12 protein-coding genes are annotated in these 14,227 nt (G+C 69.3%); 8 read left to right on the top strand and 4 right to left on the bottom strand.

The features are described from left to right. The coding region (locus ABNF93_RS31820) for an integrase core domain-containing protein (protein WP_349331962.1) at positions 1-160 on the top strand (160 nt) is incomplete at its 5' end. 463 nt (positions 161-623) lie between these two features. Continuing rightward, positions 624-1,871, top strand: a complete 1,248-nt coding sequence (locus tag ABNF93_RS31815; protein WP_349331956.1) for a nucleotide sugar dehydrogenase — start codon at positions 624-626, stop codon at positions 1,869-1,871. Positions 1,872-2,196: 325 nt separating this feature from the next. Here the strand turns inward: ABNF93_RS31815 and ychF are convergent, their stop codons facing one another. Further along, positions 2,197-3,288 carry a redox-regulated ATPase YchF gene (gene ychF / locus ABNF93_RS31810; RefSeq protein ID WP_349331955.1) on the bottom strand — a complete coding sequence of 364 codons (1,092 nt, stop codon included), beginning with the start codon at positions 3,286-3,288 and terminating at the stop codon, positions 2,197-2,199. Positions 3,289-3,531: 243 nt separating this feature from the next. Here ychF and ABNF93_RS31805 point away from each other — a divergent pair, with 243 nt between their 5' ends. Next, a complete protein-coding gene (locus ABNF93_RS31805) occupies positions 3,532-4,806 on the top strand; it encodes a DNA recombination protein RmuC (RefSeq protein ID WP_349331954.1) in 1,275 nt (424 codons plus the stop codon). Positions 4,807-5,001: 195 nt separating this feature from the next. Next, on the top strand, positions 5,002-7,347 hold the full coding sequence (locus tag ABNF93_RS31800; RefSeq protein WP_349331953.1) for a DUF6542 domain-containing protein: 2,346 nt from the start codon (positions 5,002-5,004) through the stop codon (positions 7,345-7,347). Here the strand turns inward: ABNF93_RS31800 and ABNF93_RS31795 are convergent. Next, positions 7,268-8,242 carry a 4-hydroxy-3-methylbut-2-enyl diphosphate reductase gene (locus tag ABNF93_RS31795; RefSeq protein ID WP_349331961.1) on the bottom strand — a complete coding sequence of 325 codons (975 nt, stop codon included), beginning with the start codon at positions 8,240-8,242 and terminating at the stop codon, positions 7,268-7,270. The genes ABNF93_RS31800 and ABNF93_RS31795 overlap by 80 nt on opposite strands. 139 nt (positions 8,243-8,381) lie before the next feature. Between ABNF93_RS31795 and xseA the strand changes: the two genes are divergently transcribed. From xseA to glpX, 3 genes are all read left to right on the top strand, one after another. Further along, positions 8,382-9,623 carry an exodeoxyribonuclease VII large subunit gene (gene xseA / locus ABNF93_RS31790; RefSeq protein WP_349331952.1) on the top strand — a complete coding sequence of 414 codons (1,242 nt, stop codon included), beginning with the start codon at positions 8,382-8,384 and terminating at the stop codon, positions 9,621-9,623. A gap of 10 nt (positions 9,624-9,633) precedes the next feature. Next, complete coding sequence (locus tag ABNF93_RS31785; protein ID WP_349331951.1) at positions 9,634-9,879, top strand: exodeoxyribonuclease VII small subunit; 246 nt, start codon at positions 9,634-9,636, stop codon at positions 9,877-9,879. Positions 9,880-10,001: 122 nt separating this feature from the next. Then, complete coding sequence (gene glpX / locus ABNF93_RS31780) at positions 10,002-11,045, top strand: class II fructose-bisphosphatase (protein WP_349331950.1); 1,044 nt, start codon at positions 10,002-10,004, stop codon at positions 11,043-11,045. A gap of 117 nt (positions 11,046-11,162) precedes the next feature. Here glpX and ABNF93_RS31775 read toward each other — a convergent pair whose 3' ends face one another. Continuing rightward, positions 11,163-11,822 carry a DUF1707 SHOCT-like domain-containing protein gene (locus ABNF93_RS31775; RefSeq protein ID WP_349331949.1) on the bottom strand — a complete coding sequence of 220 codons (660 nt, stop codon included), beginning with the start codon at positions 11,820-11,822 and terminating at the stop codon, positions 11,163-11,165. A gap of 160 nt (positions 11,823-11,982) precedes the next feature. Then, entirely contained in the window at positions 11,983-13,293 is a 1,311-nt protein-coding gene (locus ABNF93_RS31770) for a sulfotransferase family protein (protein WP_349331960.1), read from the bottom strand. Between the two features lie 72 nt (positions 13,294-13,365). Here ABNF93_RS31770 and ABNF93_RS31765 point away from each other — a divergent pair, with 72 nt between their 5' ends. After that, positions 13,366-14,142, top strand: coding sequence for a spermidine synthase (locus ABNF93_RS31765; protein WP_349331948.1), 777 nt, complete (start codon positions 13,366-13,368; stop codon positions 14,140-14,142). The last annotated feature ends 85 nt before the right edge of the window (positions 14,143-14,227 follow it).

Below are 14,227 nucleotides of genomic sequence, written 5' to 3'. Positions count from 1 at the left end.
CAACGCCAGAGTCTGGACCAGCGAAACCCAACGCGCCGAAGCCATCCAAGTCTGGAACATCCACTACAACTACCATCGCCCACACACCGCCGTCGGAGACCAACCCCCAGCCTCACAACTCCACCACGGCGTCACCAACCTCCTGATCGGGAACAACTAGCGGTGAATCACCCGCGGGAACCCCTCCAGGAGCGGTCCTCGGAACCCGTCCGAGGGCCGGTACCCGTGCATTGGTAGGCACGGCAGTCACCTTGCTGACCTCGCCCGGAACACCGCCAGCCACCCCAACCCCTCGCACACAACCATCCACGCCAGCACCACAGCCGACGACCTCCCCGTCCGAAGCCCCGGTGACCACCCCGGGACCGCCAGCTCCGACTGGAACGCCGCCCAGTACGCCAACCTCGGACCCCACCGAGTCGCCAAGCCCCACTCCCACCGCTGATCCCACCGCCACCGAGGGCGCCAGCCCCTAGAGCCAGACCGCAGTCCACGTCGCATAGCACCCGGTGCCGCTCTCGCCGGCGCTCGCCCACCGCATGTCTCAAGGAACCAGCATGAACGAATCGTCCTCCCAATTTCATGTGCACCAGCACAGACCGCAGCCACCTCATGACCCGCCCGTGTGTGACCTTGCTGTCGTGGGCCTCGGATATGTCGGCCTGCCGCTGGTCCGAGAGGGCTGCCGAGCGGGATTAGGTGTTGTCGGGCTCGATGTCTCTGACCAGGTGGTCACCGGGCTGGCGTCCGGTCGGTCCCACGTCGACGACATCTCTGATGCCGATATCGCGGCGATGCTGCGTGCGGGTTTTACGGTGACGGCCGACGAGGCAGCGCTTGCCACGGCTGATGTCATCGTGATCTGCGTGCCCACCCCGCTGGACGAGGATGGCGGCCCCGATCTGGCCGCGGTCGCCCTCGCCGCGGAAATGGTCGCCCGGCAGCTTCGCCGCGGGATGCTGGTGGTGCTGGAGTCGACGACCTACCCAGGCACGACCGATGAGGTCGTACGCCCGATCTTGGAGAAGTCCGGCCTGCGCGCCGGTATCGATTTCTCGCTCGCGTTCTCACCCGAACGTATCGACCCCGGCAACCCCACCTACGGCCTGCGCAACACACCGAAGGTCGTCGGCGGCCAAACATCGGCCTGCACCGAACGGGCCGAGGAGTTCTACACCAAGATCTGCGACCGCGTGGTCCGGGCCAAAGGCACTCGCGAGGCCGAGATGGCCAAGCTGTTGGAAAACACCTACCGCCACGTCAACATCGCTCTGGTCAACGAGATGGCGATCTTCTGCCACGAACTCGGCATCGACCTGCGCGATGCCATCTACGCCGCGGCGACCAAACCGTTCGGGTTCCAGGCGTTCCACCCGGGCCCGGGTGTTGGTGGGCACTGCATCCCGATCGACCCCAACTACCTGTCCTACAAGGTCAAACGCCTCGGTTACCCGTTCCGCTTCGTCGAACTCGCCCAAGAGATCAACCAACGGATGCCCGCCTACGTAGCCCAACGCGTCCAGGACCTGGTCAACGACGCCGGCAAATCCGTCAAAGGCTCCACCGTGCTCATCCTCGGCGTCACCTACAAAGCCAACGTCGCCGACCAACGCGAATCCCCCGCCCGACCCGTCGCCCGCCGGCTCCGGCGGATGGGCGCCAACCTCGTCTTCCACGACCCCCACGTCGAGTCCTGGCTGGTCGACGACGAGGAAATCCCCCGCGTCCACGCCCTCGACGAAGGACTCCGCACCGCCGACGTCACCCTGCTACTCCAAGCCCACACCGCCTACAACCCCACCACACTCGCGGCAGCCCGCCTCCTCCTCGACACCCGCGGCGTCAGCGACGGGACAGCCGAGGTCCTCTAACCATGCTGCGCTCACACCCCCCGAGCGCAGGGAACGTCGGCCATGGCACCACTCCCCGCTAAACGCGCGTCACAGTCGATCGCACTCGCGATGGGAAACCCGGGAAGTCCTCCACTGCCGAGTTGATAGGCGTGCCGCGCTCGCTCGCGCCAGGACGACGCGTAAAGGACCCATCCGCACGAGACCCCTGTAGAACACCGGGGCGCCGACCGCAAGCGCCAGGTCAGTCCCATCCCCAGTGTCGGCGTTGGGCATCCACCGCGGACCTCCAACGGCCCTCGGACGGTCGTCTAGCGAGCGTAATCTCGCTGAGCAGCTGTAACCTTCACTTCTTACCAGCAGAGGTTGATTGAAAGCGGAATTCGACCACGTCGCCGTCGGCCATCACGTAGTCCTTACCTTCCAGGCGTACCTGCCCGCGTGCCTTCGCCTCAGCCATCGACCCGGCCGCCACCAGATCGTCGTACGACACGATCTCGGCCTTGATGAAGCCCTTCTGGAAGTCGGTGTGGATCGCTCCCGCGGCTTCCGGCGCCGTTGCTCCGCGGCGGATCGTCCACGCCCGCGCCTCCTTCGGCCCGGCCGTCAGGAACGTCTGCAGGCCAAGGGTTTCAAAGCCCACCTTCGCCAGCATCTTCAGGCCGGACTCATCCTGCCCGGTCGACTGCAGCAGCTCCAGCGCCTCGTCGGGTGGCAGCTCCAGCAGCTCCGCCTCGATCTTGGCGTCGAGGAAGATCGCCTGCGCGGGAGCGACGAGCGCGGACAACTCCGTGCGTACGGCTGAATCCGCGAGCTCGTCCTCGTCGCAGTTGAAGACGTAGAGGAACGGCTTGGCCGTCAGCAGGTTCAGCTCGCGCAGCGCCACCAGGTCGAGGCCCGCCGCATAGGCCGTGACGCCCTTCTCGAGCGCAGCCTGTGCCTGGCGTACGACATCGACGCGTTCGGCGAGCTCCTTCTTAAGGCGGGCTTCCTTCTCCAGCCGGGGCAGGGCTTTCTCGATCGTCTGCAGGTCGGCGAGGATCAGCTCGGTCGTGATGGTGCCGATGTCGCCGGACGGCGAGACCTCTCCGTCGACGTGCACGACGTTGGGATCGCGGAACGCCCGCGTCACCTGGCAGATCGCGTCGGTCTCACGGATGTGGGCCAGGAACTGGTTGCCCAGGCCTTCACCTTCCGACGCACCGCGGACGAGCCCGGCGATGTCGACGAACTGCACCGTCGCCGGGACAACCTTGGCCGAGTCGAAGATCCGCCCCAGAACCTCGAGCCGCGGATCGGGTACGCCGACGACGCCGACGTTGGGCTCCAGCGTCGCGAACGGATAGTTCGCCGCGAGGACGTCATTGGCGGTCAGCGCATTGAAGAGTGTCGACTTCCCCGCATTGGGGAGCCCGACGATCCCGATCGACAAAGCCACAGCGCACAAGCCTACGCAGTGGGCGACAGAACGGCTTGGTCAGGCCCGGGAGTGCGATGCCGCTGGAAATGACCACGTTGGGCAGGTCTGCGGGAGCACAGCCAGGCATGCACCCATGTGCCCGCTCCCACAGGCCCGCCCAGCGTGGTCATTGTCCGAGGTACAGGAGCGATCACGAGTGGCAGATCCTGCGTTGGGCGTGGCGATCCGGAGTTGTCGGTGCGACCCGACAGAGTGGATCTCATGAACGGCGCGCCTTCTCTCATCGTCATCAGCCTCGCGTTCGCCGTCGGCCTGCTCGTCGGCGCGGCGCTGGGCGCCCTGCTGGTCCGGGTGCGGGTCGCCGAGACTCTCGCCCGCACCGCCGCCGAGCGCGACGCCGCCGAGGGCCGGCTCGGCGAGCTGACGGCCGACCGGCGCACGCTTGCCGAGCACTTCAGGTCCGTCTCGGCCGACGCGATGGCGCAGTCCAGCCGACAGCTCCTCGACCTCACCGACGCGCGGATGCGGGCCGCGGAGTCGGCGACCGCCACGGCGGTGGGTCCGGTCAAGGAGAGCCTCGACCGGTTCGACGCGAGGCTGCGCGAGTTGGAGGAGTCCCGCGTCGCGTTGCAGTCGACCCTGCGCGAGCAGATCGATGCCGTACGCCTGACCGGCGAGGCCCTCCGCAAGGAGACCGGCGCGCTCGCGACCGCTCTCCGCAAGCCTCAGGTGAGGGGCCGGTGGGGCGAGCTGCACCTGGCCCGCGCGGCGGAGCTGGCCGGGCTGGTCGACCACTGCGACGTCAGCTTCCAGCACACCGCCACCACGACCGACGGCGAGGTCGACGGTGTGCAGCGACCTGACCTGGTCGTCCACCTCGCCGGTGGCAAGCACGTCGTCGTCGACGCCAAGGTGCCGCTGGAGGCGTTTCTCGACGCGGCGGAGGCGAGTGACGACGCCACCCGCGCCAGCCGGCTCGACGCCCACGCCCGGCAGGTGCGTACCCACGTCGACGCACTCGCCGGCAAGGCGTATTGGCGGCGGCTCCCGGCGACACCGGAGTTCGTGGTGCTGTTCATGCCGGGCGAAGCGTTCCTCTCTCACGCTCTCGAAGCAGACCCGAGGCTGTTGGAGTACGCCGCCGAGCGACGGGTCATCCTCGCCACGCCGAGCACGCTGATCGCCCTGCTGCGCACGGTGGCCTACGCATGGACCGAGCAGGCCCTCACCCACAACGCCCGCGAGGTGTTCGAACTCGGGCGAGAGCTCTATCAACGTCTCGGACGGATGGGCCGACACCTCGACCGGCTCGGCCGTTCGCTGGCGGGAGCAGTCGGCTCCTACAACGAAGCGGTCGGATCCCTCGAGACCCGGGTGCTCGTCTCGGCGCGGCGCCTTCACGAGCTCAAGGTGACCAGCGAGGAGCTCGCGAGTCCCGCTCCGGTCGAGCAGGCCGTGCGGCCACTGGCAGCCGCCGAACTGGTGGAGTCCGCGGCCGAATCTCGCGCCATGAGGCGAGTCGGGCACGTTACGTAGTCAAGTGGAGGTCGTATGTCCCCATAGAGCCCGCATTTGGTACCAGCTAGTAGCCCCAGGCGGGTGACGTGGCATAGCTCAGCGCAATATCGTGCTGGGGTGTCGGATTCCAGATGGGATGGTTCGCCCCCTTCTGCCTACACTCCTCCGAGTCCGCACACAATTGGTCGCCGACGAGCTACAGATGGTCATCAGGTGGACCCGGCGGCGCTTACCGAGGGTCCCGGCCCCGACACCTCTGCGTACGACACGTCTGCCTACGACACCTCTGCCTACGACACCTCTGCCTTCGACACGTCGAGTGACGATACGTCGGCTTACGACACCTCGGAGCGGGACGGTGCGCACGGCGGGTCGACGGGCAGTGGCCGGCGGGTCGCGTTCGGTTCAGACCACCGCGACCATCAGTGGCCACCACGGCGAGGTGGCCGGCGGGCACGCGTGTTCTCTGCGCCGGACCCGTCACCTTCCGACCAGCCCGCAGGCACGCCGTGGACAGCGTCACCCGATGCCCTCGACGGAGCCGACGACGCGTACCCGCCCCCGCTGACCTACGGGTCGGAGGCCCCACCGCACGCACCATCCGCCCGAAGGGACGAGGCGCCTGGCAGCGAGCGGTTCGGCCCGGCCGGCGGGGATCACTTCGCCTCACCCGGCGAGCACTACGCTGCTCCGGCGGACCGCTACGACGATCCTGGCTCGTCGTACGAGTCACCCGCCCGGTGGTTCGAGCGCCACCAGGACTGGTACTCACCACCGACGGCCAGAGGCGAAGCGATCGCCGGCTCGTACGAGCCGCCGGCCGCGCGTGACGAGTCCCCGACGCCATCGCAGGACCCGCCGTACGAAGGGCCAGCCTCCTATGAGGGCGCGGCGTCCTCCGGGTTCGCTGACCGGTACGACTCCGGTCCGCCGTACGAAGAGCCGGCGCCGTACGAAATGCCGCGCGAGCATCCGAGCGGTGGCCGGCGGCGGCGACGTGTGGAGCCCACCTTCGACCAGCCGTTCCCCCACCTGCCTTCCGTACCGCAGTCCAACCCACCAGCCGGCGACAGCGGAGGGCGATGGGATCCGTCCGGAACCGAGGCGGGCAGCCAAGAAGCGCTGGACGTCAGCCCGAGCCGCTTTGACTACCCGAGTCGCGAGCCGCACTACCCCGGGAGCGAGCCGCACTACCCCGGGAGCGAGCCGCACTACCCCGGGGGCGAGCCGGACTACCCCGGGGGCGAGCCGGACTACCCCGGGGGCGAGCCGGACTACCGGCCTGGCCAGTTCGATGCTCCGATGGGCGCTCCGGCACCTCTCGACCGGTACGCCTCGTCCAGCTACTCCCCCGAGTCGTTCGACGATCTGTCGACCCCCCTGGAGAGTCAGCCGCTCACCGGCCCGCTTCCCGACCACGGCTGGGGTCGTACCGGCTCCGGCAGCGGTCACGTCTCCGACGTCCTGCCGGAGTCCACCGCCGCCAGCGAGGTCACCACCGGCTTCCACGCACTTCGCGACACCGGCCGGCGTCCCGCTGACGACGGTCGGTCGCAGTGGGGTGGCGATGGCACAGGCCGTTCGACCGGCCACCACCACGATCCCGAACTCCTCGGTGATCCCCGCACCGACAGCGGCGGGCGGCGACGCAGCCACCGCCGCGAGGATCCGGACACCGACCTGGGAAGTGACGACCTCGTGGGCCCTGTCACCGAACCCATGGTGATGCTGCCTGCGGTCCACCTGACCGCGGAGCCCGGCGCCGACAGGCACGCCGCAGCCACGCCGGACCTCGACGACTATCCCGATGACCTCCGGCCGCGTCGACGGGCCGCGGGCAGGGACCTGACCGCCACCGCACTCGGCCGGCCGATGTCCAGCCCGATGGTCGAACTCAGGGCGGACCTGTCCACCGGTCCGAGCGAACCCATCGCGCTCACCGACCTCGGTGACGAGCGGGAGTCCGCCGCCCGTGGTCTCGGCGTCCGCTTCACCGGCGGAGAGGCGGCGCGTTCGGCCGGCTCGAGCACCCCCGGCACGGCCCGCTCGGCCCGCTCGGGACGCGCCAAGCGGTCCGGTCACCGGGTACGCCGTACCCGGCCGGTAGGTCTCCCGGCCTTCCTCGCGGTGCCGGTCGCCATGCTCGGCGGGCTCGGAGCAGCGTTCCTGGACCTGTACCTCACCGGCCACCTCGGCGTGCTGTTCAGCCTGGGCTTCGTCCTCACGTCGTTCGGGGTGGCCGCTGGGATCCGGCGGTCCGACATCTTCACCGCCGGCGTCCTGCCCCCGTTGGCCGCACTTGCCACATTCGCAGGGATCGGTGTCACGTCACCGGAGCGGCTTGGCGGCACGTCATCGCCGGTCGTCGCGGTACTCTCCGGGCTGGCTACCGAGTCGTGGACGCTGGTCGCGGCGTCGTCGCTCACCCTCGGCACCATCGCGCTGCGGGTGGCGGTCGGGCGCTCCAGGTCCTCCGACCTCAGCGTGGACGAGAGTTTCGGAGGTCCCTCCGCAGCTCAGGTGGCAGCGCGAAGATCAGACTCTCGTCCGCCGTTCTGACCTCTTCGGCCGCCGGGAAGCCGCGCTCCCGCAGCAGGTCGAGGACGCCCTTCACGAGCGAGTCCGGCACGGACGCACCGCTGGTCACGCCGACGACGGCGACCCCGTCGAGCCAGGCTTCGTCGACCTCGGACGAATTGTCGACGCGGTAGGCCGCGCGCGCTCCGGCTTCGAGAGCCACCTCGACCAGGCGTACGGAGTTCGAGGAATTGGCCGAGCCCACGACGATCATCAGGTCGGCGGCGTGCGCGATCTCCTTCACCGCCTGTTGGCGGTTCTGCGTGGCGTAGCAGATGTCGTCGCTCGGCGGATCCATCAGCTGCGGGAACTTCTCACGGAGCCGTTCGACCGTCTGCATCGTCTCGTCGACCGACAGCGTGGTCTGCGACAGCCAGGAGACCCGCGACGGGTCGCGAACCTCGATCCGGTCGACATCGTCCGGTCCTTCGACCAGTTGGATGTGGTCGGGCGCCTCACCGGCGGTTCCCTCGACCTCCTCGTGCCCGGCGTGGCCGATCAGCAGGATGTCGCGGCCGTCGCCGGCGAAGCGCTTGGCCTCCTGGTGCACCTTCGTGACGAGCGGGCAGGTGGCGTCGATGCTCTTGAGGGACCGGTCCCGCGCCTCGGTGTGGACGGATGGCGCGACGCCGTGTGCGGAGAAGACCACGGTCGCGCCTTCGGGGACCTCGTCGAGCTCCTCGACGAAGATCGCGCCGCGCGCCTCCAGGGTGTCGACGACATGCTTGTTGTGGACGATCTGCTTGCGTACGTAGATCGGCGGGCCATAGTGCTCGAGGGCCTTCTCGACCGTGATCACCGCCCGGTCGACCCCGGCGCAGTAGCCACGGGGGGCGGCGAGCAGGACACGGCGCTCGGTCGACGTCATGCCCTTCATCGTAGGTGCCGGACCTGGCTCGGCGACCGGCCGTACGACGAGTGGCCGCCGACGTGTGGCGATCGTCACGAAGTCACGGGTCGCGGCTGTGGCAGGAGGGACAGAGCGGTCATGGGCCGCGACACTACGCTGAGCGGACATGGCCCTCCAGACCTCAGCTGAGCAACCCGCTCCGGTCCGCCAGATCGCCAACCTCATCGGCCAGTGGATCGGGCGGCTCGGTGCGGTGTGGGTCGAAGGCCAGGTCGCGCAGCTGTCCCGCCGGCCGGGCACATCGACGGTCTTCCTCACTCTCCGCGACCCGGCGGCCGACATCTCCGTCCAGGTGACCTGTCCCCGGGTGGTGTTCGATGTGGTCGACCCGCCGGTGACCGAGGGGGCGCGGGTGGTCGTCCACGCCAGGCCGGCCTACTACATCCCGCGCGGCACCCTCTCCCTCGCCGCGTCCGACATCCGGCCGGTGGGGTTGGGCGAGCTGCTCGCCCGGCTCGAACGCCTGAAGCGCCTGCTCGCCGCCGAAGGCCTGTTCGCACCGGAGCGCAAGCGCCGGCTGCCCTTCCTGCCGGGGCGGATCGGCCTGGTCTGCGGGCGGGGCTCCGCCGCCGAACACGACGTCCTGGAGAACACCCGGCGCCGGTGGCCAGCCGCGGAGTTCCGGATCGAGAACGTCGCCGTCCAGGGCAACCAGGCGGCCGGCCAGGTGATCGAGGCGTTGCGCCGGCTCGACACCGACCCCCAGGTCGACGTGATCGTCCTGGCCCGCGGCGGCGGGTCCGTCGAGGACCTGCTGCCGTTCTCCGACGAGGGTCTGATCCGGGCGGTCGCCCTGTGTCGTACGCCGGTGGTGAGCGCGATCGGGCACGAGCAGGACACGCCGCTGTCCGACCTCGTGGCCGACGTCCGCGCGTCGACGCCGACCGATGCCGCCCGCCGGATCGTGCCCGCGGTGAGCGAGGAGGCCGCCCGGATCCGGGACCTGCTGGCGCGGGCACGGCAGATTGTCGAGCACCGCCTGGACCGGGAGCAGGCGTTCCTGCACAGCCTGCGTACCCGCTCGGCGTTGCGTGATCCAGGCCACGACATCGGCCGCCGGGAGGACGAGATCCGGGCGCTTCGCGACCGCTCCCGGCGGTGCACGGTCCAGTTGCTCGACCGGGCACAGGACAACCTCAGCCACCAGCTTGCCCGGGTTCGCGCACTCTCCCCCAAGGCGACCCTGGAACGCGGCTACGCCGTCCTGCAGAAGTCTGACGGCGCGGTGGTGCGAGACCCGGACCAGGTCTCCGTCGGCGAGCCGCTCGACGCCAGGGTCGCGGCCGGCCGGTTCGGCGTGGAAGTACGCGATCGTGGGAAACCCTCAGGTGAAGGACGCAGAGGATAGGGTTCGAGTCGTGAGCGAGTCGACCCAACCCCCCACGGCCCTGTCCTACGAACAGGCGCGCGACGAACTCATCGAGGTCGTACGCCAACTCGAGACAGGCGGGACCACCCTGGAGGAGTCCCTCCGGCTGTGGGAGCGGGGCGAAGAGCTCGCGACCAGTTGTCAAGGCTGGCTTGACGGTGCGCGCGCCCGGCTGGCGGCTGCCCAGACGGGCACACCGGCTGACGAGGCCGAGGACCTCGACAGCGACAACTGAGCACGACGACTGAGCACGACGACTGAGCACGACGACTGAGCACGACGACCGGGCAGCCTGGACCGGGCAGCAACGACCGGTCAGCAACGACTGAGCAGGACAACACGCAGGGGGCATGTGAGATGTCGGACCCGACTCTGGAAGACGTCGTTCCACCCCCGCTGCGGACCGAAGCCGACGCACCGGACCGCAACCTCGCCCTCGAACTGGTCCGGGTGACCGAGGCCGCTGCAATGGCCGCCGGACGCTGGGTGGGGCGGGGCGAGAAGAACGGCGCCGACCAGGCAGCCGTCAATGCCATGCGTACCCTCATCGCCTCGGTGAGCATGAACGGCACGGTCGTCATCGGCGAAGGTGAGAAGGACAACGCGCCGATGCTCTACAACGGCGAGCAGGTCGGTTCCGGCGACGGCCCCGACTGCGACGTCGCGGTGGACCCGATCGACGGCACGACACTCACCGCCAAGGGCATGAGCAACGCCGTGTCGGTGCTCGCCGTCGCTCCCCGCGGCGCGATGTACGACCCGTCCGCCGTCTTCTACATGGAGAAGCTCGTCACCGGGCCCGAAGCCGCCGACGCCATCGACATCACCGCGCCGGTGGCCGAGAACATCCGGCGGGTCGCGCGGGCCAAACGTGCCGAACCGGACGACGTGACGGTCGTGATCCTCGACCGGCCCCGGCACGAGCAGCTGGTACGCGAGATCCGGGAGACCGGGGCGCGGATCAAGTTCATCACCGACGGCGACGTGGCGGGGGCGATCACCGCGGCCCGGCCGGACACCGGCGTCGACCTCCTGGTCGGGATCGGTGGAACGCCAGAAGGGATCATCGCCGCGTGCGCGATGAAGTGCGTCGGCGGCATGATCCAGGGTCGGCTGTGGCCACGCGACGACGCCGAACGACAGAGGGCCATCGACGCGGGTCACGACATCGGACGGGTACTCACGACCGATGATCTGGTCCAGGGCGACGATGTGTTCTTCGTGGCGACGGGGATCACCGACGGCGAACTGCTCCGGGGTGTCCGGTACCGAGGCGACGGTGCGGCCACGCACTCGCTGGTGATGCGGTCCCGCAGCGGCACGATCCGCTCGATCATCTCCGAACACGCGCTGGGCAAGCTCCGGGCGTACGCCTCGATCGACTTCGAACGCGCCACCTGAGCCAACGGCGGCAGGGCGCCGATCGCCCCGCGCTCGGGCGGCACCTCACCCGGTCGGCGGGCATTTCCCGCGGTCGGGCGGCACCTCACGCGTCGGTCGGTTCGCGCGGGCGCCCCGTCAACGCCGGAACCAGCGGCGCTTCGGCGGGCGTGCGAGCAGCTCAGCGGCAACGACGAGCCCGCGCACGCGGATGCGCGGGGTCCCGGGCGCGGGTTGTCCGCGACTCCGGTCCTTGCGGCTCACCATGACCTGCGTACCTCGTTCGAACTCCACCGCGATGTCGTCCGGCACGATGAGCGTGAGCTGGGCGAGACCCATCGCCACGTCCAGCACCACCTCGTGCGGGATCACCGCGTCGGTGAAGTCGAGGGTGACCTTGCCGAGCAGGGCGCGGATGGTGACCCGCGGTGGGACCAGCCAACGTCCGCCGAGTTTCTCGTCCTTCAGGATGGCGGTGATCTCGGGTGGACCGGGCACGGTCAGCGGGCCCGGGACGCCAGCCACAGCGGGACGCTGCCGCCCACGCCCGGCGCGCCTGGTGTCCGCGGCGACGCCGGGCTCACCGATCGGGAGGTCGGTCGTCACCAGCGCCAGTTCGCCGTACGTCTTTGCCGCGAATGTCCGTTCGAGCCGCTCTTCGAGCTCGATGATGTCGAGGCGCCCTTCGGCAACGGCGTGGCGCAGCATGTCGGCCGTACGTTCGCGGTCGGCGTCGGACGCGCGGAGGTCTCCCACCCCACCCGCCAACCACTGGCGCGCATCGCCCGTAGGTGCCATCGCAAGCCGCTCCTGTCGCCGTGGTGGACCCAACGGCCTCGCCGAAGGGCCACCGCCAAGGTCGAGGTTAGGCCATGCGCGCGACGGGGCCGACCGACCTGGAGCAACCTCCGCCGAGTCCCGTGCCACGAAGTCGCCGATCACCACCCGGCTGGATGGGCTACCGCGGTCCGGTGCTGCCTCCACTGCCCCAGGGGCGTCGGTTCCGTGCAGCCGACGTGAGCCGCTTGGGGTGCGCTGCGCGGAGTGGGGCGGTCAACTGCCACGATCGCGACTCGGTGACCTTCGTGAGCCGCTTCTGCAGATCGTCACGCTGGCTGACAAGGCTCGCGACCTCGTTCCTCAACGCCGATGCCTGGCGGTGCAGCTGGGCCTCGCGCACCGACATGTCCGCCACCGGCCAGGGGTAGCTGACCGTACGGTCCCGCCGTCTCCGCCGACGCACCCGGCGAGCCTGCTTCCGCGTGTACGTGAAGAAGTCCTCGAGTTCTTCCGGCGCCGGTGGCCCTGCCCCGGTCAGCTCGTAGCCGTACTCCCTCAAGCGCTCGCCCATCACGGCCTCGCAGACGCGAAGCTGCCATGGCTCCAGCCGGTCCCGGAAACTCCCGACTGAACGCGTCGAGACCTCCTGTCGGGTCCGGACGTGCCAGGTCTGGTGCTCTGGTACGAACGTGTCCGCGAGCCGCTCCGGGCTGAGCATCGCCTCGTCGTACGGTTCGCCGAGAAACTCGGACAGCGTGCTCAGGTGTTTCTCCGGATCGGCGACCAGCATTTCGTACTGGATCTCGTGGTAGGTGTCGGCGGGTAGGTCGTCGCGCGCCCGATGGCCGCGGTCGATCGCCTCCGTCCACGCGCGGACCCGGGCGCTGAATCCGAGCTCGTCCCACGGGGGCACAGGCTTCATCGAGGCAACGCAGTCGCGCCCGTCCCGGATGATGTGCACGAACTGGGCGTTGGGGAACATCCGCCGGATGAGCCAGATCGCCGTCCGGTAATAGGGTCGCTTGTCTCCCCAACGGAGCTTGCCGAAGCGATCGGAGTAGGCGCGGAGCACCAGCCCGACAGCGGATCCGACGGTCCACGCCTCGTCGACGATCCGGTCCGTGATCGTGCTCGGGTCGAGGCCCAGATCGCCGAACCACTTCGAAGTGACAATCATCTCGGCGAGCGCCCGCCGGTTCGCCTCGACGGCCAGATCGCCGAAGCGCTCCCGTTTGAGGTAGACGGGCATCAGGAACCGGTTCTCCGGGGGGATGGCGATCCGCGGATGCTGGTGCAGCATCAGGCTGAGCAGCGTGGTCCCCGACCGCGGGCACCCCAGAATGAAGATCGGCCTGCCACGGCCCTCGGAAATGATGATCGCCTCCCGGCCCCCGAGGAGTTGAGCATGTCGCTCCGAGCCAGCGAGGCTAACGCAAAATCCTGCCCGGTCGAGATCGTCACCATCGGACCGGACAGAGTCCGGCCACATGTGGCCGAACGCCGCGGGTCCTCTGAGGCTGGCCCGCGGTGCTCCGGCCACGGCTCTCCTAGGGTGGCGTTCGTGGCAGCAACAACGCACGGCAGTGGACCCCTGCCAGACAGTGCCGACGACCGGCCGGTGACGATCGCGCGGGAGGAGAGTTCGCGCGGGTCGGTGGTGCTGCGCCGGCGCCATGATGACCACGCCGGCGAGGTGTGGGAGCTGATCACCAACGGCATCTTCATCATGGACAGCCTGGAGACCACGACCGAACGTCTCCTCGCCAGCGCGGCTCTCCGCGCTGTGGTAACCCCCACAGCGCCCGGTCGGCACCCCGCGAGAGACTCCCTGAGCGTCGTCGCCGCGGGGCTCGGGCTCGGCTTCACGGTGCGTGAACTGCTCTCCCATGACCAGGTCGGTCGCGTCGACGTCGTCGAGATCGAGCCGGCCGTCGTCTCCTGGATCCGCACGGGCCTCATACCGCCAACGGACGGCATCCTCGCCGACCCTCGGGTTCGTACGCACGTCGAGGACATCCGGCGCTGGCTGCCGCAACGCGCTGAGGCGAGCATCGACATCCTCGCCCTCGACATCGACAACGGGCCGGACATCCTCGTCCACCTGGACAACGAAGAGGTGTACGAGTCCGGGTTCCTCGCCACCGTCAAGCGCACCTTGCGACCGGGCGGGGTGCTCGCCACCTGGTCGGCGACGCGCTCGCCCGTGCTCCGCAACCGGCTGAAGCAGACCTTCGGCTACTGCGAGGAGATCCGCCGGCCGGTCGTCCGGGAAGGCCGCGGGTTCGACTACTTCCTCTACGTCGCCAGCGACACTCACGCGACGGACGCCTGGCCGTGAGCCTCGTCACGTGGACCCGGCTCTCCAGGCGCACGACCGTCATTACGTTGATGCGATCAACATTGACAAGGTATTGAGCGCGGGC

It is taken from the genome of Actinopolymorpha sp. B9G3 (assembly GCF_040120725.1).
Lineage (GTDB): Bacteria > Actinomycetota > Actinomycetes > Propionibacteriales > Actinopolymorphaceae > Thermasporomyces.
This window is presented reverse-complemented; position numbering and strand designations above follow the sequence as displayed.

What these genes read in the sequence shown, in the direction of transcription:
- glpX (WP_349331950.1), top strand. Translation starts at nt 10,002, where the DNA reads ATGTCGGACCCGACTCTGGAAGACGTCGTTCCACCCCCGCTGCGGACC.
- ABNF93_RS31805 (WP_349331954.1), top strand. Translation starts at nt 3,532, where the DNA reads ATGAACGGCGCGCCTTCTCTCATCGTCATCAGCCTCGCGTTCGCCGTC.
- ABNF93_RS31775 (WP_349331949.1), bottom strand. Translation starts at nt 11,822, where the DNA reads ATGGCACCTACGGGCGATGCGCGCCAGTGGTTGGCGGGTGGGGTGGGA.
- xseA (WP_349331952.1), top strand. Translation starts at nt 8,382, where the DNA reads ATGGCCCTCCAGACCTCAGCTGAGCAACCCGCTCCGGTCCGCCAGATC.
- ABNF93_RS31770 (WP_349331960.1), bottom strand. Translation starts at nt 13,293, where the DNA reads ATGTGGCCGGACTCTGTCCGGTCCGATGGTGACGATCTCGACCGGGCA.
- ABNF93_RS31795 (WP_349331961.1), bottom strand. Translation starts at nt 8,242, where the DNA reads ATGAAGGGCATGACGTCGACCGAGCGCCGTGTCCTGCTCGCCGCCCCC.